This window comes from Haladaptatus sp. CMAA 1909, assembly GCF_043952005.1.
In the GTDB taxonomy this organism is placed as follows: Archaea; Halobacteriota; Halobacteria; order Halobacteriales; family Haladaptataceae; genus Haladaptatus.
In genome coordinates this window covers 2866984-2888097 of sequence record NZ_JBIOAV010000001.1, presented here as the reverse complement: position 1 = coordinate 2888097, position 21114 = coordinate 2866984, and the positions used below count along the sequence as shown (strand labels likewise).

The following is a 21114-nucleotide window of genomic DNA, read 5'->3' as shown; positions in this document are numbered from 1 at the left end:
ACCGAACAGTACCAATGAGCTACAGGTAAGCCGATACCCGTCGTCACGTTCTCCGATGACCAACGCGACCGTCTGTTTGACCTACGACTTCGACGCGGTATCGGTGTGGATTCACACCTTCGGGGCCGGTGACGCGCCGACCCAACTGTCCCGCGGGGTGTACGGCGCGTGGGTCGGCGCTCCGCGCATCCTCGACTTGCACGACGAGCACGAAATTCCGGCGACGTGGTTCGTGCCCGGACACACGATAGAGAGCTTTCCCGACCGCGTCGGCGAGGTTCACGACCGGGGCTACGACGTTCAGTGTCACGGCTGGCGGCACGTCAATCCGAGTACGTTCGACAGCAAGGAGCAGGAGAAGGACGAGTACCGACGCGCGATGACGAACATCGAGGACATCACGGGCAGTCCGCCGGTCGGTTTCCGGTCGCCCGCGTGGGAGTTCTCGGCGAACACCCTCGACATTTTGGACGAACTGGGGTTCGAGTGGGATTCGAGCCAGATGGGCAACGACTTCCGGCCGTACTATCTCCGGAAAAACTGGAGCGCACCGCAGGACAAACCGTACGAAATCGGGGAGAAGAGCGACATCATGGAGGTTCCGATTTCGTGGAAACGGGCGGACTTCCCGGCGCTGATGTTCGTCTGGGAGCAGTCGATTCTGTGGGGGTTCGCCGACGAGCGCTCGGTGTTCGACCTCTGGCGGGCGCAGTTCGACTGGATGTACGAGAACATGGATAACGGGATTTTCACGCTAGCGATGCACCCGCAGGTGGTCGGGCAACCGCCCCGGACGACCCGATTGGAGGAGTTGATAAGCCACATGCGGGCGAAATCGGGCGTCGAGTTTGCCGACGTGAGTACGGTCGCAAACGAAATCAAGAACGGTGACCGCGATGTTTTCGAGGTGATGCAAACGTAGCTATTGGCTCGAGTTTCCACCGCCCGAGGTTCCGCCGCCGGACGTTTCGCCGCCCGAGGTTCCGCCACCGGACGTTTCGCCACCCGATGTTCCGCCACCGGACGTTTCGCCGCCGGACGTTTCGCCGCCGGACGTTTCGCCGCCGGACGTTTCGCCGCCCGATGTTCCGCCGCCGGACGTTCCGGGTTGTTGGGTGCCCCCCGGCTGTTGGGTTCCCTGTCCCTGACCTCCTTCCGCTTGGTTTGCTGCCGTCTGCTGTACTTCCTGTGGAGACGCACCGTTTGCTGCCGCTTGGACCCCCTGTTGTGCGCCGTTTGCCGCCGCGTTGAGGATGACGTTGATGTTGACGTTCTGGTTGGTCGCTCCCAATTTGACGGCGCCAGTCGCGCCACCTATGGCTGCCGCTTTCACGCCTTTCGCGGAGACGCCCGGGTTTTGCTCGGCCGCGGCGGTGGCCCCCTGTGCCGCGCCGAACGCGGCATTGAGGATGACATTGATATTGACGTTCTGGTTGACCGCACCCGCTCCAACACATCCCTGTGCCGCGCCGGCCGCGGCGTTGAGAACGATGTTGATATTGACGTTTTGATTGAGCGCGCCCTTGGCCGCGCCGGCCGCGGCGTTGAGAACGATGTTGATGTTGACGTTTTGGTTCACCGCCCCCTGTATGGCACCTTGCACCGCGCCGGCCGCGGCGTTGAGAACGACGTTAATGTTGACGTTCTGGTTGATGGCTCCTTGCGCTGCGCCGAGTGCGGCATTGAGGATGACGTTGATGTTGACGTTTTGGTTCACCGCTCCGGCCTGAACACCGCCCTGTGCCGCGCCGGCCGCGGCGTTGAGAATAACGTTGATGTTGACGTTTTGGTTCACTGCCCCCTGTACCGCTCCCTGTGCTGCACCGACGACCGCGTTCTGAATGACGTTGACGTTGACGTTCTGATTGACCGAACTTCCCTGTACGCCGCCCTGCGCCGCGCCTGCGGCAGCGTTTTGAATGACGTTGACGTTGGCGTTCTGATTGACCGTTCCGGCTTTCACACACCCTTTTGCCGCGCCGAGAGCGGCGTTCTGTATCACGTTGACGTTCGCATTCTGGTTGGCAGACGCCCCTTTTACACACCCTTTTGCCGCGCCGAGTGCGGCGTTTTGAACGACGTTGACGTTGGCATTCTGGTTGATAGCACCTTTTGCCGCGCCGGCCGCGGCGTTCTGGATGACGTTGACGTTGACGTTCTGGTTGACCGCGCCGAGTATCGCACCTTCTGCCGCACCTGCCGCGGCGTTCTGGATGACGTTGACGTTGACGTTCTGATTGACCTGTGTCGCCCCTTGGGTAGCTCCTTGAATCGCGGCTTTTCGCTGTGCCGCGGTCACGTTCGCACCCTGGTTTTCCGCACTGGCAACACCCTGCTTCGCTCCTTTCAGTGCCGCCTGCTGTGCTCCATTATTTTGCGACCCGCCACCTTGCTGTGTCTCGGTCGTACCCTGCGTCGTTCCCTGCCCTCCCGACGTGATCGGTTCGAGTGTCGTCGTCGGCTGTGCAAGCGCCGTCGATGAACTTCCGGTGATGAGCAGTCCGGAGAGTATCGTTCCCCGCTTTATGAAGCCACGGCGGGTTCCTCGTGATTTCCTCGATTGTTTCTCTTGTGTCATTGTTACCCTCCACGACGCCTGACAAATCGAGCCGCGAGACTGTCTTCTATCGCCAGCGCCGCTGGCTTCGAACGTCGACACTCTCCGTCTTCAATCCGGCCCACCGTTTATTCGGTTTCTCACGCCGAGCGGAAATCCCTCCCGTCGTTACTCCGCAATACCGTTCGATATCTTCGCTATCCGTCCGGTATACTGTATTATTCTTCGTTAGGAAGCGATGAAAATCCGACGAAAACGGGCACATCGTGGTGAATCTGAACGTCAGTACGCCATTACCCATCCGTCGCTACATGTAATAGAGGTGTTTTGAGAGGTTGGCTATAACCGTTTTTCCAACGGAAACCGAATCCTCATCCATGGCGAAGTACGTTGCACTCGTCGACATCCGAGCGAGCGTCCAAAACGCCCAAGAACTCGTCTCGACGTGGGGCGATATCCGCCTCGAATTCGAGGAGTTCGGCGTCGAACTCGACGGGAGCTTTGCCGTCCTGGGCGAGTACGACTTCCTCCTCATCTTCGAGGCCCCTGACCGCGACACCGCGTTCAAAGCGGGCCTCGCGGTCGAAAGCCACGGGATGAACATGCAGACGATGGAGATAATCCCGATGGACGACTTCGCGGAACTGGTCGAAGACTGACGGCGAAAATGACAAATAACACGTATTTTATTCCCGAGCGGAAAAGCCTATTCTTCACCGATTCGTTCGTTCGACCATGACCGAGTCGTCCGAAGTCACCTTCGCGTTCGACGACGCCGAACTGCTCCCCGCAATCGCACAGGACGCCGACACGGGGGACGTACTCATGCTGGCCTACGTCTCGCCGGAAGCGGTCGAAAAGACCATCGAAACCGGGTTCGCACACTACTACTCCCGGAGTCGGGACGAACTCTGGAAGAAGGGCGGAACCAGCGGCCACGTCCAGCGAATCGAGGAGGTCCGCGTCGATTGCGACGCCGACACCCTCCTCTACCGCGTCGAACAGGAAGGCGGTGCCTGCCACGTTGGCTACGAGTCGTGTTTCTACCGAACCGTCGAATCGGTACGGCGTGACGAAGAGTCGCCCGAAGCGGCCGTCACCGCCGAGACGGAAATCGTCAGCGAACCCGTGTTTGACCCCGACGAAACCTATGAGTGACCCGCTTTCCGAACTCCGCGACGCCGACGAGGAGTGTCGAGAGGCGAACGCCGCGGTCGCCGAGTACGGCGAGGAGTCCATCCGCGCCGTCTCCGACGCGTACGACCGCGCGACCCGTCTGTTCGACCGCTACGAACATCGTGCGACGGGGACCGGCGACTTCGAGGCGTTCGTCCAGTTCCAAGGGCAGTTCGCCGACCTCGTGGAGAACCTGCCAGACGACCTGCCCGCACGCGAGGCGTTCGAACGGGCGGAGACGGCCATCGACAAACGCCGGTTGAGCGAGCGCGATTTCGAGAAGGGTCGAAGCGCCCTCTCGCCCGCCGAGGAGATCGTTTCCCTCTCCGGCGAGCGCAACGAGGCCCGTAAGCGCTACCGGAACGCTCGGCACTCCGTCTCACAGCGGGTGACGGAACTGGAGGAGCGAATCGCCCACCTCGAACGACTGCGGGAACTCGGGGACGCGGACTTGGACGCCCCGACGGAACTGCTTCGGGAACCCATCGACGCCGCCAACGACGCCATCACGGACGCCTTCGAGTCGTTCACCCACGACGCGAACGCCCGCGAACTGATGGAATTTCTCGCCGCGACCGAACATTACCCGCTCATCGAGTTTCAGTCACCGCCCGACGAACTCCGTACCTACCTCCGTGACAGCGACGCCGGGGACCTCACCCTCCCCGAACTGCTCGAATACGCCCACTACTCCCGGTCGAAACTCGACCACTACGTCGCCGACCCGGCGGCGCTGAAGCGGGCCGTCGCCACGAACGAGACGTACCTCGACCGTCTCGGTCCCGAACCGCTCACCATCGACTGGCCGCCCGCCGCCGCGAACGAACTCCGCTGGTGGTGCGAGGAGGCGATACGCGTCGCCGACCGGTTCGCCCCGCCGGAGGCCATCGCGCAACTCCGCGAGGTGGAACAACGCACCCGCGACGACGAGTTCGAACGCCTCCGAACCGCCGCGGAGGCGCGTTCCGAACTCACCGACGACGAACGCGAGCGACTCGCTCGCGGCGACGTGACCGACGAACTCGAACGGGTGCGGGAGCGAAAGGACACGCTGACCGACGCGCTCGATACGTATCCGCGGCGCAGGTGAACGAAACAGCCCGGGTCGAAAATAGAAAATTGCTCGGGCGAGTCGAACGCCGGTCAGATGAATAGAATACCGTTCGGACGAATCGGGGATCGAATGCCGGTCAGACGTTCGCTTTGGCCGCCCGAAGCGCGTCTTCCATCTCCTCCGCGAGCTCCTCGGCACGGTGGCGTTCCCGCGCCTCGGAGTAGATTCGAACCATGGGTTCCGTCCCGCTCGGACGGGCGAGGACCCACGCGTCGCCGTAGTCCAATCGGTAGCCGTCACGGGTGTTGAGTTCGGCGTTCGACGCCATCGCCGCTCGCTCGGCGGCGGCGAGGAGCGCGTCCTGTTCCGCGTCCGTTGTGTAGGTGATGTTCGTCCGAACGTTCTGATAGCCGTTGTACGGTTCGACGATGGCGCTGGCACGTTCGTTGACCAGCAGTTCGAGGAACTTGGCGGCGGTGTACGCGCCGTCTCGGCTCAACCGGTAGTTCGGGAAGAAGACGCCGCCGTTGCCCTCCCCCGCGACGGGGACGGACACGTCTTGGTCGGCCAGTTCTCGGATTCGCGTGATGATGTTGGTGCTGCCGATGGGCGTGAGTTCGAGCTGTGCGCCCGTCTCGTGGGCGACATCGACGAGGCGCTGGGAGACGTTGACGGCGGAGACGACGGCGTCGCCGGGTTCGAGTTGTGCGGCCGCGAGCGCGGCGAGCGTGGCGTCGCCCTCGATGTACTCGCCGGTTTCGTCGTAGAAGATGGCGCGGTCGGCGTCGCCGTCGTGGGCGATACCCACGTCAGCGTCGCTGGCTTCGACCAATCGGCCGAGGTCGCGGAGGTTTCCGGGGACGGGTTCGGGGTCACGACCGGGGAAGTGGCCGTCGGGTTGGCTGTTCGTCGTGACGACGGAACAGCCGAGTTTGCGGAAGAATTCGGGTGAGGTGAGCGACCCGGCACCGTGTCCAGGGTCGAGCGCGACGGTGAGGTTCGCGTCGGCGATTCGGTCCGCATCGACGTTGTCGAGCAGTTGTGAGACGTACCGCTCGCGGGAGTCCTCGATGACGTGGCTGTGGCCCGTCTCACTCCACCGCACTTCCTCGAACTTCTCGGTGAGGAACTTCTCCTCGACCCGTTCGAGGCTGCCGACGGACAGTTCGATGCCGTCGTCGCCGATGAGTTTCACGCCGTTGTACTCCGGCGGGTTGTGCGAGGCGGTTATCATCAGCGCGGGGACGCCCTCGATTTCGGCGTACGCCTGCACACCGGGTGTCGGAACGACGCCGAGACGGTCCACGTTCGCGCCGACGCTGGCCAATCCGCTGGCGGCCGCATCCGCGAGCATGTCCCCCGTGGCTCGTGTATCCCGTGCCAGTGCGACCCGGTCGGTTCGCCAGACCGTCCCCGCCGCTTTCGCGATTTTGAGCACGAACTCCGGGGTCAGTTCGTCGTTGGCGACCCCTCTCGTTCCGCTCGACCCGAACACCTTCATGTGGGGGCGTGGGGTTTCTGCATTCAAAGAGATTCCGAATACGGGTGCTACTCCGCCTCAGCACGCTCCGGTGACGGATTTTATCGGCGCGTCCCATCCGAGAACGGCGAGCGTACCGACGACGGCCGAAACGACGGGTTCCTCGTCGTCGAACGTCAATCGAAGTTCGTCGTCGTCGAGGATTGAGACACCCGTAACACTACCGCCGGACGGCGTTTGCTAGTTTTCGGACAAAACCTGTTTACGGTATGCTGTCATCCCACACAGTGGCGCAAAATACCAATGATTCAACTCATCGACATCGAGGTCGAACACACCATCGAGGAGTACGCCACCGACACGGTTCTCCGCGATTCGGTTCGAGCGATGCAGGACTCGGTTACGGACGACGTGGCGGCGCTCGACGGGCGCACCGTCTGGATGGTGAATTCGACCGCAAGCGGTGGTGGCGTTGCCGAGATGATGCCAAAACTCGTCGGCCTCCTTCGCGCGCTCGGTGTCGAGACGGAGTGGGCGGTCATCGACGTGGACGAACCGGTGTTCTTCGAGTTCACGAAGGGGATTCACAACCTCCTGCACGGTGCGGGCGACCCCGAACTCGTGGACCACGAGCGGTCGATTTACGAGGCGACGAGTCGGTCGGTCGCCGACGAACTCGAAGACAGAATCGACCCCGACGACGTCCTCGTCGTCCACGACCCGCAACCCCTCGCGGCGGGTGCGATGGTCGCCGACGGACTCGACGTTCCGGCCGTCTGGCGTTGTCATATCGGTTCCGAGGAGCGCTCGGAAAAGTCCCGAACCGCGTGGGAGTTCCTCCGTCCGTGGATAGCCGACTACGACCGGACGGTGTTCACGCTCCCCGCGTACGTCCCGGCGTTTTTGGAAACCGAGGCCGACATCATCCCGCCCGCAATCGACCCGTTCAGCGCGAAAAATCGCCGTCTCAAGCCACAGGAGGCCGCCACGGTTCTGGCGCGGGCGGACCTCATCGACACCGACCATCCGGTCGAGCGGTTCGACCAACCGGCGCGACGGTTACAGGCCGACGGTACGTTCGCCAGCGCGACGGACCCCGAGGACATCGGGTTGCTCTTTCGCCCCACCATCTGCCAGATTTCCCGTTGGGACAGTCTCAAGGGATTCGTCCCGCTGTTGCGCGGATTTTCGGAATTGAAACGCGACGCTCGGTCGACCATCGACGCGAGCGCCGCCAAAAACGGCGGCGACGATTCGGCCGAGACGAGTCGCTCCGACGACCACCGTCGGCGAATCGACGACGCTCGACTCCTCCTCGTCGGTCCCGACCCGTCCTCGGTAGCGGACGACCCGGAAGGTCGGGAGGCGCTCGAAAACTTGGAAGACGAATGGCTCGCACTCGACCCCGAAGTTCGATCCGACGTCGCCGTCGTCGTCATGCCGCCGGACCAGCACGACAGTGCCCTCGTCATCAACGCCCTCCAGCGGTGTTCCTCGGTCGTCGCCCAGAACTCGCTTCAGGAGGGCTTCGGCCTCACGGTGACGGAAGCGATGTGGAAGCGGGCCGTCCTGATGGGTTCCGACACCGGCGGCATCGGCGCACAGATCACCGACGGCAAGAACGGCAGACTGATTCCGGACTCCAGCGACCCGGCGTCCGTCGCACGAACGCTGGACGGCGTACTCGGGTCGCCCGAACGATGGGACGACTGGTCGTACAACGCCCAGCGCCACGTCACGGACAACTATCTGGTCTTCGAGCAGGTGACGCGATGGCTGGATACGCTCGGTGAGGTCGTCGAGTAACGCGTCTATTCGGCCCAACTCTTTGCCCACAACAGCTATTTTGCATCCTGAAGTACAGCTTCGTCCATGTCCGAAAAGACGCTTCACGAAGCGAAAGTATCGCGAGAGGAAGCGGCGGACCTCCTCAAAGGTATCGCAGAACAACTTCGCGGTGAGGGGGATGCCGACATCGACGTCGGAAACAAGACGGTCACGCTCTCTCCGCGGAAGAAAATCGGCTACGAAATCGGCACTCGCGAGTCGTCGTCCGTCCTCCGTGGGAACCGCGAGACGGTTTCCATCAAACTCGACTGGAAGCCGAAATAATCCCGTTTTCGCGCACTAAACCGACCGTTCACCACGTTTCGTTCGCAAAAAGGTCCAGGTGCGAGAATCGAACCGAAGCCAGAGGGTCCTGCTCGCTTCCTGCGCTCCGCTCGGCTATCGCCTCGCGAACCCGCAATCGCTGTGCGGGCTGCCACTGGCAGGATTCGATTCCCGCGCACGGAATCATCGAAATCAGTTTCGAGTGGAAAACAAAGCTCACGGTGTTTCGTTCCCAAAAAGGTCCAGGTGCGAGAATCGAACCCGCGTTCAAACTTAATCTACATTTCACTTGTACATAACTAAAATACCTATGTAAACGACACACTGGTTGCCATTGAATGTATTATTCCTGTTGTACACCTAACCTGAGGTAGATATTTTCTGACTACCTTCTACAGCAACGTGCAGAATGGAAGAGTACAAATCATCCATATCCCGGGAATTCACCGGACAATAGGGGGTGTAGACTACTGTTTTCGAAACTCGATTTGGACCGCTGTCGCGGGGACGGTTGCCATGACCTGAAATCTGCTGTATCGATCAAATTATGGCTTGAGAGGCTCTCATCTCCGCGTATCTCATTTCTATGCATTCGTGGTGGCACGAGCATGTTGTGCCGGGTTTCAAGCTAAAAATGGAATTCACCGGTACATCTAGGGATTCTCCCGTCAAATCGGGCGTTTTAGGATTTCACCAAGCGCCATGTCACGCCATCGCTCAAACATCGAATTCGAGGCTTTCAACCCATATCTATGAAGAATACGCCGGATTCATTTTTCTTCGGTGTATACCTCTTTGAAATTCGAGACGGTATTTGAGGGTTTTATTACCGGTACAAATCCATTTCGTCGACTGATTATTCGTTTTTGAGAGCCTAAAATTGCAAGTCAGTTATTAACTCTGAAATAGCCGATAGACGGCTTCTATCCGCGTTTTTGTTTCATCTTTTGCCTGATGGCACGACCTCGTCGCCATTATTACCCGTTCAAAATCTACATTCTCTCATTATAGGCGTTCTCCCGGGCTATTTACGGGGTGTAGATGAAACGAGACAGCTCACGCATCCTTTTCGGACGTTTTGGTACACGGAATGGACCAATTATTAGGGTGTACTCTGTGTTACCGGAACGCCCCCCGGATGGTCTTTTCGGCATGAGTTCTCATCCCCTTTGTTTCTGCTGCAACGCGAATCAGTTGGCGTTCGCGTGATTGGTAGTTGATTTTCGTGCGCCTGCGAACGGTGCAGGCGCGCCGAATCGGGCCTGCGAGATACCATGGATTGGACTGATACTTCTCACCAGAAAGCGGCTGTGCTGACGAATAACTCGACTGGCGATCTTCACACCCCGCAAAGAGGGACCGTCGAATGAACGAGTTCCCATGCCCGACGTGTAATTGCGTTTTTGACTCACAGCGTAGAGTCGAAATTCATCACTACAGAGCGCATGATGAACGACTTCCCAACCAAACGTGTGCGGGTTGCGGAACCACATTCTACCTCGAATACGAGAAGAAGTACTGTTCCGCGACGTGCCGCGAGAAAAGCACGTCCAATAGGGGACCGAACAACCCGAACTACAAGGGTGGCAAAACAGTCGGAATTTGTGACCTTTGTGGAGCCTCCTTTGAATATTATCCATCGGAGAAGAAAGGACGCTACTGTTCTGATTGTGTGAAAACAGAGGAGTGGCAGACGCCACCGAAAGCCATCGGCGAAGATAATCCACGATGGAATGGCGGCAAACGGCAGGTCGATTGCGTTATGTGTAATACTACTGTCGAGCGATATCCGAGCAATATCGGCGAGGTGGTCGTCTGTAGCGAAGGTTGCCGCCGAGAGTGGCTCTCCAAACGGTTCAGCGGATCAGATCATCCGAATTGGAAGGGTGGTGGTAATCCAGCATATGGAACGGGATGGAACGAAATCCGCCGGAAAGCCCTCGAACGCGACGACCATCGGTGTCTCACCTGTGGGGTGACTCGTGAGGAACTCGGCCGGAATCCCGACGTCCATCACATCGTTCCAGTTCGGTGGTTCATCGACTCGGGCTTCCATACGATCGAAGACGCTCACTTTCTCGACAACGTGGCTTCACTCTGTAGTAGCTGTCACCGAAAAGCCGAGTATGGGAAAATTGCACAGGACGAGCTTCGATCACTCATTGGAGCTGAATGACTCTTATCGATTGTTTACTGTAGAAAGGAGTACAGTAGCCAATTGGCTCTGTGTAGGTTTATTTCGAAGTAAGTCCAGGTGCGAGAATCGAACCCGCGTCCCAGCCTCCACAAGGCTGGAGGATAGTCCACTACCCCAACCCGGACACGCATCTCTTGGTAATCGGGAGAGATTAAAATACGTTTCGAAAAGGAACGTCGCGTATGGTGGTTTCCCCGTGTTACTCCTCCTCACTCCGTTTCAGTCGTCGGGTTTTCCAGTCGAAGCCGACGGGTTCGATGGCCGTCGAACCACGGGCCGGGTTTGGTCTCCTCGAATCCGACGCGTTCGGCGACGGAAACGGTGTCGGATTCCGGTTCGGGAAGCAGTATCTCGACCGGCATCGTCTCCTTTTCGGCGAAGCGAATCGGCTCGTCGAGGAGCAGCTCACAGGCCGTTTCCGTGCCGAAGAGGTGTGTTACGTGTACCGTCTCCTCGTCGGCTTCGAAGCCGACGAAGCCGTCGATGTCCCCGTCCGCATCCGCCACGCGAACGGTTCGGTCGTGAACCACGTCGGCCATCACCTCAGTCGGTACATCGGCGAGTGCCGCGAGACGTCCTCCGTCCGCCTCCACCGCATCTCGGACGTTCATGATGGATAGTTTTCGCCCCGCACATTAAACCCTTCAGCCGAACCACCACCGATAGCACGCCTGCCGACGAATTTGGGGCCGGGAGTAACTTGATCCCGTTCGGATGCTAACGAACAACTATGAGCGACGTATCCGGGTCCGCCGACCGGAAACTGTGCGATTTCTGTCGCCTTCCGTGTCCCGAGGAGGCGGTGCGACTCGCCTACGGCGATACGACCTACGAGTTCTGTTCGAAGACCTGCCGGGACGAAATGCAGACGAGCGACAGCGTGTTCACGGCGTATCACGGGTTTCGGCAGATAAACACGGGCGTCTCGGCGCTCGACGACCATCTGCCGGAGGGATTGCCGCGCAATTCGTTCGTCCTGCTCTCCGGCGAGGGCGGAACCCGCGACAACGCCATCCAGACGGAGCTCGTCTGGCGGACGCTCCGGCGCGGCGAACCGGCCGTCGTCGTCGGTCTCACGGAACCCCCCATCTCGGTCATCGAGCAGTTCCTCTCGCTCGAATGGAACGTCCTGCCGTACCTCGAAGCCGGTCTGCTACACGTTCTCGACTGTTTCACCTACCGGGTGAACGACCGGGACCGGATGTTCACCCGAATGGACGAGTGGAACCAGTACCTCCACCGCGTCACCGCGTCCGCGACGACGACCGTTCGCGACCCCGGGGACACGAGCGAACTCCAGAACAAACTGGACAACTGTCTCGAATCCCTATCGATGAGCGATACGGGTATCGTCGTCATCGACTCGCTGACCGAGTTCGGAACGCTCGTCCAGCCCGTTCAGGCGTACGATTTCGTCAAAGACGTCCGGGCGGACGTTTGCAAAGGTCGCTTCGTCCCCGTCTTCGCCGGAGCCACGTTCACCGGCGAGGAGGACGCCTTTCCACACGACATGGGCTACGTCATCGACGGTCTCGTCGACCTCCAGTTGAACGGGTCGCTGGTCGAGGACGTACTCATCAAACGGATTCGAATCCGGAAGATGAACGGCGTCCTCACGATTCCCGAGTGGGTCGCCTACGAGTACACCGGCGGGGACGGACTGGTCACGTTCGATCCGATAGAGGAACTCGAAAAAGCGGGGGAAGGAGGCGACGAAACGCCCGAATCCGAATCGGACGGGGACGAGTAACTGCGACTATTTCGCGGTCGTTTCGTGGCCATCTCGTCGGCATGCGTGACCGTTTTCGGGAATCGGGGGCATCGTGTCTTACTGGGACCCTTCGAACACGGCGTATCCGACCACTTCGGTGGTGTGTGCCGTTTCGGTATCCCTGCTTTGCTCCTCTTCGACCTTGACATCGACGCCAGTTCCCGTCAGGTTCCGATATCGGAGGTTCGACGGATCCGTCCCGTAGTACGTTTGCATATCCGCGATGAACTTCGGCGAGTCGTACTGTTGTTGGAAGTCGATGTGATACCAACTGTCCGTCACCACCCTGCTGGTTCGCTGAACTTCGAACGGCTTTCCGTTGAGCCGTCCTGTCGTCGGCTGGAGCGCAATATATCCGACCGTTTCGTTCCCGTGGGTTCCGCCTGCCTCCTCCTCTTGGACCCGGACGTCGAATGAACCCTGCGTAACGTTCTGAACCCGCGTGACTATTGGGTCGGCCTCGCTGACTGTCTGTGACTTCGTGAAGACGACCGGTTGCGTGGCGAAGAAACTGCCAAGCGAGACAGTAGTGAAGCCGCTATTGACGGACTTGGTTCCCGCTTTCACCGGCCAAGTGCTCCCGTCGCTCAGCCGTAGCCGCTGCTCGGTTGGCCGTACCGCGAGCATATGTGCCGTTTCGGCCGTATGCGAACCACCGAGGTACGCCCACTCTTCGATCTTGTACTCGAAGTTCCCGCTCCCGACGTTTCGAAGTCGGGTGTGACACGGGTCCGTACCGTTGTACGAGAGCGGTTTCGTGACCACGACTCGCGACTGTGAAACCCCAGTCTGAGCCTCCGTCCACGTGTCCCGGTTCGGCTGGTCGGTGGAGAGCGCTTTTGTCGCGAGCGGTGTTCCGGGCGCGAACGGCTCTCCATCGAGTGTCCACGTTGCAGACCCGCTCGCGCTGGTTGAGACGATACCACCAGTCACATAGAACGCGTACACTTGCCCCGCTGGCACTGTTCCGGAGGCCTTCGTCGAATTCGACGCGCGTTTCGCGGAGACGCTCGACGCCCAGTTCATGTAGACCGTCGCCCCGTCGTTCCCTGCCGGTCCGACGAAACTACCGGCCTCTATACTGAACGTCGTGGCCGAACTGTTACCGGTGTTGTCGATGCGAACGAGTTGTGCCGACTGGAGTGGTATCTTTCCCAGTGCAGGTGGATTCGGGAGGGATGGCGTCGTGTTCGGTGCAGTCGGATTCCCGTTGGTGGTCATTCGATTGCTGACATACGACGAATTAGTCTGTAGACCGCTCCCACCGATGGTACCGGAGATCGTTCCCCATGAGTCCGGCGTCTGGCCGATGAAGATGCCGTACTCGTTTTCGTGGTCGTTGCGCACTTGCACATTCTGAAGCTGGAGATACGCGAGGTTTGCGGGACTTCCGTTGTCCATCTTCCCGTCGAGCGTATAGATGGCATCCTGGTTCTGCTTGGTCGAATCGAAGCTCATTCGCGTATTTCGGACGCTGATTCGCTCACACGGAACCCCTGCCCCGAGTGGCGACCCACAACTCGTGTCCAGATAGCGATGATTGAAGTCGCTGTCGACGATTTCGAGCGTCCCGTTGTAGCTGTCGATACCCTCCGACGCATTCGTCGGTACGGTGGCTTCCACGTTGACCCCCCGTTGGAGCGAGCCTCCCGACCATGCTTGTCTTGGGTGTTGGCTGTTCTTTATCGAGACAGTATTGTTCACTTCCGTGTTCCCACCTAATCGCATCCCATTCTGTGTATTCCGAAGGAAACAGTTGTAGATTTTCAACGCCCCTTCCGGTTTCTTGGCGTAAATCGTGTTTTCGGCCCACAGCTCGAACCAACACCGATTCAATACGATATCACCGTCGCTGGATTCTATGAGAATCGCTCGCCGGTTGCTCGCCTCGCTCGGGGCACACGCTCCCTCGTTGAAGTAACAGTCCTGTAAGAGCCCTCGCGTTCCGTCCGCTGACGAGAGCCGAAAGTAGGTGCGCGCATCGCTCGAATTGTTCGTTCCGACGTTGGTGTCGGTGGCCGACCGAACCTTTCCGCGGGTGATGAGCCGTCTGAGTTCCCAGTTTCCAGATCCCGAGTTCATCGTCACGTACGGTGGTATCGCCGTGTTTCGCATGTCGAGTTCGAACCCGTCCATCACAAAGCCCCGCGAGGAGACGCTTATCCACCGGACGTTGTCGCCGGACCGTCCGGGAACGAGACGTGCGCCGTTCGGCGCAATGAGTTTGAGGTCGTTCGTTCCCGACGGGACGGTGAGGTCGTTGAGTTTGTACGTTCCCGACGGGAAGACGATGGTCGTGTTACTCCCTACAAGCGAGTCGAGAACGGAATCGATAGCCGTGGACCCCGTCTTGTCAGCACCCCTGTCAGCGATGTTGTAGGTGGGCATTTAGTTTCCTCCCTTTGCCCGCTGCTCGGAGGAAGTCAGTTGTGCGGCGGCCCTAGTTGTCTCGGCTGTGTCGCCTGTTCGTGTGCTTACATTGCTGATTTCTCTACGTCGCATAGTTTGTACAAAATCACGATTGGATATTGTTATGTACCTCCTGGAAATTGAATGTTCTATTCAGGAAGTTCATAACAATAGGGAATAAGCTTGTTTTTTATCCTGTAACAGATGCTTGGAGAATCCAACACACCGAACGGCACTGACCGTCGAACGTTTCTGAAAACCGTCGGTATCACGATGGGTGTCGCAGGCTACGGCAGCTCCGGTTCCACTGCGGCTGACGACGAGGCTAAGGAGTCCGATGAATGGAGTGGTCCCCGGGGTGGCCCGGGTCGAACGGGAACGACCGAAGGGAGCGGTCCGACGCCGTTCCCGACGCTCGACTGGCAGATGGACTTGGATGGAACCATGTACCATGCTGAGCCCCTCATCGCCGACGAAGTACTGTACCTCGCCGTCACGGCGAACAACACTCCCGGCGAACGCGCCGGGTATCTCGGCGCATACGACATCGAAACCGGCGACAGACGGTGGAAACGTACCGGCTTTCCGAGTCTGAAGACCCCGACGATTGACGGCGAGAGGCTTTACTTCCCGACACAGACCGGCGAAATCGAAGAATCCGACGACGGTTTCTATGCGCTCGATGCCGATTCAGGAGAGACGATGTGGGCGCGCCGTGACCACAGTCGGTGGTCCCGTCCGGTTCTCGTAGGCGACCGGGTGTTCACCGCGAACGATGACGACGTCTACGCGTTCGACGCTGAGAGCGGCGACACCCTATGGCAAACCGAGGACGCTACGGGAATCGAAGATGAAGTCGGAACGACGCTGAGTTACGCCGACGGCTCGGTCTTTACGAGCAGCGGAATCGCACTGAACGCGGACAACGGTTCGAAACGGTGGGAAGTCTCGCCCGACGACACGACCCTTGGCAACCCCGCAACGAACGGTGAGGCGGTGTTCTTCACCCAGACTGATTTCCTCGAAGGAAACGACATGCGGGTCACGATAGAGGCTCGGTCCCCGAATACCGGCGACCTGGAGTGGGAATACGAGTCCAACGCTAGCAACCGGTGGGATGGTCGGGTCGCAGTTACCGACGATCACGTGCTCGTCGTGGATTTGGACGGAGAATCCCTGTTGCAGGCTCTCGATGCCGATACCGGGGAGACGGCGTGGGAAACCACATTGTCGGGTCAGTTCTTCAGTAACCCCGTGGTGGACGAACGGACGATCTATCTCAGCGGGCAGTACGTTCCCGGGTCGGACCCGTCGGCCGGTCGCGGAGTCGTTCACGCCGTCGAGCGCACGACCGGCGAACGCCGGTGGTCGTACCTCATCGACAGCGACGGTCTTCAGACGTCGCCCGAAGACTTCCCGGCCGCTGGTACCCCTGTCGTCAGCGACGGAAAACTGTACACCGCGACGTACCCGGCCGGGGCGACGCTCGATTACAAGTACACGTACTACTCGAACTTCTTCGTCCTCGGGTCGTGCGATCAACGGCCGGACGGGGACGAGGGCCTTCCGTCGGACGAACCGGACGACGGGGACGATTCGCCGCCGCTCGACGTCTGTATCGAAGCCGTCTCGAATCTCGATTTGGATTCCCTCGACGCCGGGGATATCGTTCGACTCGTCGCTTCCTGTTCGACCGGGCAAGGGCTGGAGTTCGCGTGGGACGTCGACGGCGACGGTGAGTACGAGGAGTCCGGGTCGATCGTCTCTGTCACCGTCCCGACGTGTGGGTCGCTGACCATCGGACTCGAAGTCACGGACGAAAGCGGCAACACCGAGACGGCGAGCGTCCGTCTCTCCCCGAACTGACTCGCCCTCGGCGGGACTCTTTTCCCGATATTGTCAGACGAGTAACTGGCAGATATCCTGGACATGCAAGCAGTTATCTGGCCGCCGTTGCAATGGCCCCCCATGAATTACCGACCACGGACGGTGGTTCGGTGCGCGTAGTCGCCAAGTTCGGAGGCACCAGCCTCGGAAGCGGTGACCGCATCAACCGCGCCGCAGATTCCATCGCCGCCGCAGTCGATGCAGGACACGAAATCGCCGTCGTTGCCAGTGCAATGGGCAACACGACGGACGAACTCCTCGAAGAGATTCACTTCGATGCGGACGAACCCGACCGCGCCGAAATCGTCAGCATGGGCGAGCGCACGAGCGTCCGAATGCTCAAAGCCGCCCTGTCCGCGCGCGGCGTGGACGCGGTGTTCCTCGAACCCGGCAGCGAACGGTGGCCCGTCATCACCGACAAACGCGGGGAAGTCAACGTCGAGGCGACGCAGGAACGCGCCGACGAACTCGCATCGGAACTGGACGGCACCGTGCCGGTCATCACCGGATTCCTCGCCGAAAACGAGGACGGCGGCGTGACGACGCTTGGGCGCGGCGGCAGCGACACGACGGCCGTGATGCTCGGCACCTACATGGACGCCGACGAAGTCGTCATCGTCACCGACGTCGAGGGCGTCATGACCGGCGACCCGAGCGTCGTGGAGGGGGCACGGAACGTCGGCGAAATCACGGTGGACGAACTGCGAAACCTCTCGTTCCGCGGCGCGGAAGTCGTCGCGCCGTCGGCGCTCTCGTACAAGGACGACAACCTGCACGTTCGCGTGGTTCACTACCAGCACGGCGACCTGCTCGCTGGCGGGACGAGCGTCACGGGACAGTTCGAGAACCTCATCGACATGCGCGAGTCGCCGCTCTCCTGCATGACGTTGGCAGGGCGGGCGATTCGAAACCGCCCCGGCATCCTCGCCGACCTCTCCACCGCACTCGGTGCCGGCACCATCAACATCGACGCGGTGGCGAGCGGCATGGACAGCATCACGTTCTACGTGGACAGGGAGGAGGCCGAACGCGCCGAGAACATCCTCCATCAGGAAGTCATCGACGAGGAGTCGCTCTCCAGTGTCACGGTCGATGACCCCATCGCCGTGATTCGGGTGACGGGCGGCGAACTTCCCAACGAACCCGGCATCATCCACGAACTCGTCGCCCCCGTCGCGGAGGCGCACATCAACATCCACGACCTCATCACCAGCGCGACCAGCGTCGCCCTGTTCGTGGACTGGGACGACAAGGAACAGACCCTCGAAATCCTCCAGAACCACTTCCAGCAGTAGCGACCGACGGCCGTCGTCGTTGACTGCTGTCTACCGCTCGGTTGCACCGACCGCTGTCGGCCCCTCGGTCACACCGACCGTCGTCGAGTGGTCGTTCGTGTCGTCCGGGAGATTTCCGTATCCCGCATAAAAGCGGGTATCACAACGATAATTACTCGGCTTGACAACGTATCAATTCATGTTTGAGTCGTGGGACCTTTCGGGAGCCTCCGGACGGCGTATCATCATGGCTCTCGGCGGGATGTACGTCGTCGCCGGTTCCGGAATCTCGTTCACGAACGTCGCCACCGACTGGACGCTCGGTCTCGACTTGACCGTCTTCACCCTCGTCGCCGGTCCCGGCCTCGTCACTCTCCACGTCGGTTATTGGCTGCCCCGGAGCGAGGTTCGAACGGAACTCTTCTCCCGCATCGTCAAGTGGTGCCTGGGAGGTATCGCGATGATGCTCAGTATCTTCCTCTTCATCTATCTCGTCACCACCAACGCCGCTTCGGTTGGCAGCATGCTCATCCTCACGTCGCTCTCCTGTCTCTCCGGACTCGGAATGGGGTACAACGGCGCACGGGCGGGGACGCGAGCGCTCAACGCCGACGAACAGCGGCGGGAGGCGGAACGATACAGCCAGGAACTCCAGCGCTACGAAACCATGATCGAAACCGTCAACGACGGTATCTTCGTCATCGACGAGGACGACTACTTCATCCACGTCAACGACGCGTACGCCGAAATCGTCGGGTACGACCGCGAGGAACTCCTCGGGTCGCACACGTCGTTCGTCGTGGTGAAGGGGTTGAACGACCTCTCGAACGAACTGCAAGACGAACTCCTCGCGGACGACGGCGAACCGAAGACCTACGACGCGATTTTGGAAACGTCGTCCGGCGACAGGATAGACGTCGAAGCGACGGTGGCGAACCTCCCGAAACAAGCGGCTAACGGTCGAGACATCGTCGGCGTCGTCCGCGACGTGACCGAGCGAAACGAGCGCGAACGGCAACTCGAACGGCAGAACCAGCGACTCGATAGCTTCGCCAGCATGGTCGCCCACGAACTCCGGAACCCGCTCATGATCGGTCAGATGTACTGCAACGAACTCCCAGCGGACGCGGCCCCGGTCGCGGTCGAGTACATCACCGAATCGTTCGACCGCATCGACGACATCATCGACGTGCTGTTGGTGGTCACACAGGGACACGAGACGGTGCCCGAAAGTACGCCCGTGCGTCTCGGAGACGCGGCACAGAACGCTTGGAACAAGGTGAATCCCTCCGATGCGACATTGGAGGTACTGATTGACGGGACGATTTCCGCGGACGAGACGTACGTCGAACATCTGTTCAGAAACCTCTTCGAAAACGCCGTCGAACACGCTGGGGCGGACGTCACCGTCACCGTCGACGAACTCCCGACCGGATTCTACATCGCCGACGACGGACCGGGCGTCCCGGTGGACGCCCGCGAAACCGTCTTCGAGATGGGCTACACGACCGCATCCGGGAACGGCGGAATGGGGTTGGGGCTCGCGTTCGTTCACGAGTTGGCGACCGTGTACGGCTGGAACTGTTCGCTGACCGACAGCGCCGACGGCGGCGCACAGTTCGAGTTCACGAACGTCACCGAAACGAAAAACCCCGTCTGAGAGCCCCGTTCGCACCGCTTCCGCACTCACGACCGCTGTATTTTCACGTCCGCTTTCGTTTCCTTCCCGACCCTTCGGTCGCGTTTCCCCTCGCCCATCTCTCGACACAAACTTTACGCGGGAGTCCGAACCGGCCGAACATGAACCGCGAGCGCTCTCGAAACCTGTACGACCGTGCGCTGTCCGTGACGCCGGGCGGCGTCAACTCACCCGTTCGGGCCGTCCGCCCGTACCCGTTCTTCGTCGAACGCGGCGACGGCGCACACGTCATCGACGCCGACGGGAACAGATACATCGACTACGTGATGGGCTACGGGCCGCTCCTCCTGGGACACGACCTGCCACAACCCGTCCAGTCGGCGCTCCAATCGCAACTCGCCGACGGGCCGATGTACGGCGCGCCGACCGAAGTCGAAGTTGAACTCGCGGAGTTCGTCACCCGGCACGTCCCGAGCGTCGAGATGATTCGGTTCGTCAACAGCGGAACCGAGGCGACCACCTCCGCCGTGCGCCTCGCCCGTGGCTACACCGGGCGCGACAAAATCGTCGTCATGCAGGGCGGCTATCACGGCGCACAGGAATCGACGCTCGTGCAGGGGAAGACGGGCGCGACTTCGGAACCGAGTTCCAACGGAATTCCGGCGTCGTTTGCCGAGGAGACCATCACGCTCCCGTTCAACGACGTCGAGGCCGCCCGCGAGGTGTTCGAGAAGCACGGCGACGAAATCGCCTGCGTTCTCACCGAACCGATTCTCGGAAACTGCGCGAGCGTCCCGCCCGTCGACGGGTATCTGGAGACGCTCCGCGAACTGACCGAGGACCACGGGTCGCTGCTCGTCTTCGACGAGGTGATGACCGGATTCCGCATCGGTGGGTTGGGGTGTGCGCAGGGCAAGTTCGGCATCACGCCGGACCTCACGACGCTCGCCAAGGTCATCGGCGGCGGGTTCCCCGTCGGTGCCGTCGGCGGGCGGGCCGACATCGTCGAGCAGTTCACGCCGACCGGTAACGTGTTTCAGGCAGGTACCTACTCCGGCCATCCGCTCTCGCTCACCGCCGGACTCGAACTGCTCCGCTACGCCGCGAAAAACGACGTGTACGACCACGTGGCCGCGCTCGGCGACCAACTCCGGTCGGGCTTGACCGACATCCTCGAAGACCGCGCGCCGGAGTACACCGTCGTCGGCATGGACAGCATGTTCAAGGTCATCTTTACCCGCGACGGGCCGCGCGATTTGGAGGGCCAGTGCGAAACGGGGTGCCGCCAGAACCCCGATTGCCCCCGGTTCGACTACTGCCCGAAGGACAAGGGCGGCGTGAACCGCGCCGAAACGGAGCGCTGGGAGCGCCTGTTCTGGCCCGCGATGCTCGACGAGGGCGTCTTCCTCACGGCCAACCAGTTCGAATCGCAGTTCATCAGCTACGCCCACACCGAGGAGGACATAGAGGAGACGCTGGAAGCGTACAAAGGGGCCCTCTAACCCGCGTTCTCGACGGTTAGTCTCTCTCCCGAAGGCCGGTTCGGGAGACGACATTC

Annotated in this window: 17 protein-coding genes and 1 tRNA gene; 12 read left to right on the top strand and 6 right to left on the bottom strand. The window is 60.6% G+C overall.

The window, feature by feature from the left end; genetic code table 11:
• Window positions 1–55: 55 nt before the first annotated feature.
• Window positions 56–922, top strand: a complete 867-nt coding sequence (locus ACGYLY_RS15605; protein ID WP_395284035.1) for a polysaccharide deacetylase — start codon at window positions 56–58, stop codon at window positions 920–922.
• Here the strand turns inward: ACGYLY_RS15605 and ACGYLY_RS15600 are convergent, their stop codons facing one another.
• Window positions 923–2578, bottom strand: a complete 1656-nt coding sequence (locus ACGYLY_RS15600) for a hypothetical protein (protein ID WP_395284036.1) — start codon at window positions 2576–2578, stop codon at window positions 923–925.
• A gap of 356 nt (window positions 2579–2934) precedes the next feature.
• Here ACGYLY_RS15600 and ACGYLY_RS15595 point away from each other — a divergent pair, with 356 nt between their 5' ends.
• From ACGYLY_RS15595 to ACGYLY_RS15585, 3 genes are all read left to right on the top strand, one after another.
• A complete protein-coding gene (locus ACGYLY_RS15595) occupies window positions 2935–3216 on the top strand; it encodes a GYD domain-containing protein (protein WP_231186249.1) in 282 nt (93 codons plus the stop codon).
• A 76-nt stretch (window positions 3217–3292) separates the two neighbouring features.
• Entirely contained in the window at window positions 3293–3715 is a 423-nt protein-coding gene (hisI, locus tag ACGYLY_RS15590; protein ID WP_395284037.1) for a phosphoribosyl-AMP cyclohydrolase, read from the top strand.
• Window positions 3708–4823 (top strand): hypothetical protein, encoded by a 1116-nt coding sequence (locus ACGYLY_RS15585; RefSeq protein WP_395284038.1) that lies wholly within the window; start codon window positions 3708–3710, stop codon window positions 4821–4823. The genes hisI and ACGYLY_RS15585 overlap by 8 nt, the downstream gene beginning before the upstream one ends.
• 100 nt (window positions 4824–4923) lie before the next feature.
• Here the strand turns inward: ACGYLY_RS15585 and glmM are convergent, their stop codons facing one another.
• Entirely contained in the window at window positions 4924–6288 is a 1365-nt protein-coding gene (gene glmM, locus ACGYLY_RS15580; protein ID WP_395284039.1) for a phosphoglucosamine mutase, read from the bottom strand.
• A gap of 282 nt (window positions 6289–6570) precedes the next feature.
• Between glmM and ACGYLY_RS15575 the strand changes: the two genes are divergently transcribed.
• Window positions 6571–8073 (top strand): glycosyltransferase, encoded by a 1503-nt coding sequence (locus tag ACGYLY_RS15575; RefSeq protein WP_395284040.1) that lies wholly within the window; start codon window positions 6571–6573, stop codon window positions 8071–8073.
• 66 nt (window positions 8074–8139) lie between these two features.
• Entirely contained in the window at window positions 8140–8379 is a 240-nt protein-coding gene (locus tag ACGYLY_RS15570; protein ID WP_395284041.1) for an amphi-Trp domain-containing protein, read from the top strand.
• Window positions 8380–10243: 1864 nt separating this feature from the next.
• Here ACGYLY_RS15570 and ACGYLY_RS15565 read toward each other — a convergent pair.
• The gene (locus ACGYLY_RS15565; RefSeq protein WP_395284197.1) at window positions 10244–10435 is read right to left on the bottom strand and encodes a hypothetical protein; all 192 of its coding nucleotides are present in this window, start codon (window positions 10433–10435) and stop codon (window positions 10244–10246) included.
• On the opposite strand from ACGYLY_RS15565, the gene ACGYLY_RS15560 reads away from it, so the two are divergent.
• The gene (locus ACGYLY_RS15560) at window positions 10355–10555 is read left to right on the top strand and encodes an HNH endonuclease (protein WP_395284191.1); all 201 of its coding nucleotides are present in this window, start codon (window positions 10355–10357) and stop codon (window positions 10553–10555) included. The genes ACGYLY_RS15565 and ACGYLY_RS15560 overlap by 81 nt on opposite strands.
• A 72-nt stretch (window positions 10556–10627) precedes the next feature.
• On the opposite strand, the gene ACGYLY_RS15555 is transcribed toward ACGYLY_RS15560, so the two are convergent.
• Together ACGYLY_RS15555 and ACGYLY_RS15550 are read right to left on the bottom strand one after the other, a co-directional pair.
• A tRNA-His gene (locus tag ACGYLY_RS15555) sits at window positions 10628–10700 on the bottom strand.
• Between the two features lie 85 nt (window positions 10701–10785).
• Window positions 10786–11187: a hypothetical protein gene (locus tag ACGYLY_RS15550; RefSeq protein WP_395284042.1), complete on the bottom strand. Its 402-nt coding sequence runs from the start codon at window positions 11185–11187 to the stop codon at window positions 10786–10788.
• Window positions 11188–11306: 119 nt separating this feature from the next.
• On the opposite strand from ACGYLY_RS15550, the gene ACGYLY_RS15545 reads away from it, so the two are divergent.
• Entirely contained in the window at window positions 11307–12326 is a 1020-nt protein-coding gene (locus ACGYLY_RS15545) for an ATPase domain-containing protein (RefSeq protein ID WP_395284043.1), read from the top strand.
• 78 nt (window positions 12327–12404) lie between these two features.
• Here ACGYLY_RS15545 and ACGYLY_RS15540 read toward each other — a convergent pair whose 3' ends face one another.
• Complete coding sequence (locus ACGYLY_RS15540; protein ID WP_395284044.1) at window positions 12405–14735, bottom strand: hypothetical protein; 2331 nt, start codon at window positions 14733–14735, stop codon at window positions 12405–12407.
• 225 nt (window positions 14736–14960) lie between these two features.
• Here ACGYLY_RS15540 and ACGYLY_RS15535 point away from each other — a divergent pair, with 225 nt between their 5' ends.
• The 4 genes from ACGYLY_RS15535 to ACGYLY_RS15520 all read left to right on the top strand — a co-directional run bounded on the left by ACGYLY_RS15535 (window position 14961) and on the right by ACGYLY_RS15520 (window position 21058).
• On the top strand, window positions 14961–16622 hold the full coding sequence (locus ACGYLY_RS15535) for a PQQ-binding-like beta-propeller repeat protein (protein ID WP_395284045.1): 1662 nt from the start codon (window positions 14961–14963) through the stop codon (window positions 16620–16622).
• Window positions 16623–16753: 131 nt separating this feature from the next.
• Window positions 16754–17938: an aspartate kinase gene (locus ACGYLY_RS15530; RefSeq protein WP_395284192.1), complete on the top strand. Its 1185-nt coding sequence runs from the start codon at window positions 16754–16756 to the stop codon at window positions 17936–17938.
• Window positions 17939–18116: 178 nt separating this feature from the next.
• On the top strand, window positions 18117–19577 hold the full coding sequence (locus tag ACGYLY_RS15525) for a PAS domain S-box protein (RefSeq protein ID WP_395284046.1): 1461 nt from the start codon (window positions 18117–18119) through the stop codon (window positions 19575–19577).
• A 140-nt stretch (window positions 19578–19717) separates the two neighbouring features.
• Complete coding sequence (locus ACGYLY_RS15520) at window positions 19718–21058, top strand: glutamate-1-semialdehyde 2,1-aminomutase (RefSeq protein ID WP_395284047.1); 1341 nt, start codon at window positions 19718–19720, stop codon at window positions 21056–21058.
• Window positions 21059–21114 lie beyond the last annotated feature (56 nt).

What these genes read in the sequence shown, in the direction of transcription:
- hisI (WP_395284037.1), top strand. Translation starts at nt 3,293, where the DNA reads ATGACCGAGTCGTCCGAAGTCACCTTCGCGTTCGACGACGCCGAACTG.
- ACGYLY_RS15535 (WP_395284045.1), top strand. Translation starts at nt 14,961, where the DNA reads ATGCTTGGAGAATCCAACACACCGAACGGCACTGACCGTCGAACGTTT.
- ACGYLY_RS15550 (WP_395284042.1), bottom strand. Translation starts at nt 11,187, where the DNA reads ATGAACGTCCGAGATGCGGTGGAGGCGGACGGAGGACGTCTCGCGGCA.
- ACGYLY_RS15575 (WP_395284040.1), top strand. Translation starts at nt 6,571, where the DNA reads ATGATTCAACTCATCGACATCGAGGTCGAACACACCATCGAGGAGTAC.
- ACGYLY_RS15600 (WP_395284036.1), bottom strand. Translation starts at nt 2,578, where the DNA reads ATGACACAAGAGAAACAATCGAGGAAATCACGAGGAACCCGCCGTGGC.
- ACGYLY_RS15595 (WP_231186249.1), top strand. Translation starts at nt 2,935, where the DNA reads ATGGCGAAGTACGTTGCACTCGTCGACATCCGAGCGAGCGTCCAAAAC.
- ACGYLY_RS15605 (WP_395284035.1), top strand. Translation starts at nt 56, where the DNA reads ATGACCAACGCGACCGTCTGTTTGACCTACGACTTCGACGCGGTATCG.
- glmM (WP_395284039.1), bottom strand. Translation starts at nt 6,288, where the DNA reads ATGAAGGTGTTCGGGTCGAGCGGAACGAGAGGGGTCGCCAACGACGAA.
- ACGYLY_RS15585 (WP_395284038.1), top strand. Translation starts at nt 3,708, where the DNA reads ATGAGTGACCCGCTTTCCGAACTCCGCGACGCCGACGAGGAGTGTCGA.
- ACGYLY_RS15565 (WP_395284197.1), bottom strand. Translation starts at nt 10,435, where the DNA reads ATGGAAGCCCGAGTCGATGAACCACCGAACTGGAACGATGTGATGGAC.
- ACGYLY_RS15545 (WP_395284043.1), top strand. Translation starts at nt 11,307, where the DNA reads ATGAGCGACGTATCCGGGTCCGCCGACCGGAAACTGTGCGATTTCTGT.
- ACGYLY_RS15540 (WP_395284044.1), bottom strand. Translation starts at nt 14,735, where the DNA reads ATGCCCACCTACAACATCGCTGACAGGGGTGCTGACAAGACGGGGTCC.
- ACGYLY_RS15520 (WP_395284047.1), top strand. Translation starts at nt 19,718, where the DNA reads ATGAACCGCGAGCGCTCTCGAAACCTGTACGACCGTGCGCTGTCCGTG.
- ACGYLY_RS15570 (WP_395284041.1), top strand. Translation starts at nt 8,140, where the DNA reads ATGTCCGAAAAGACGCTTCACGAAGCGAAAGTATCGCGAGAGGAAGCG.
- ACGYLY_RS15525 (WP_395284046.1), top strand. Translation starts at nt 18,117, where the DNA reads ATGTTTGAGTCGTGGGACCTTTCGGGAGCCTCCGGACGGCGTATCATC.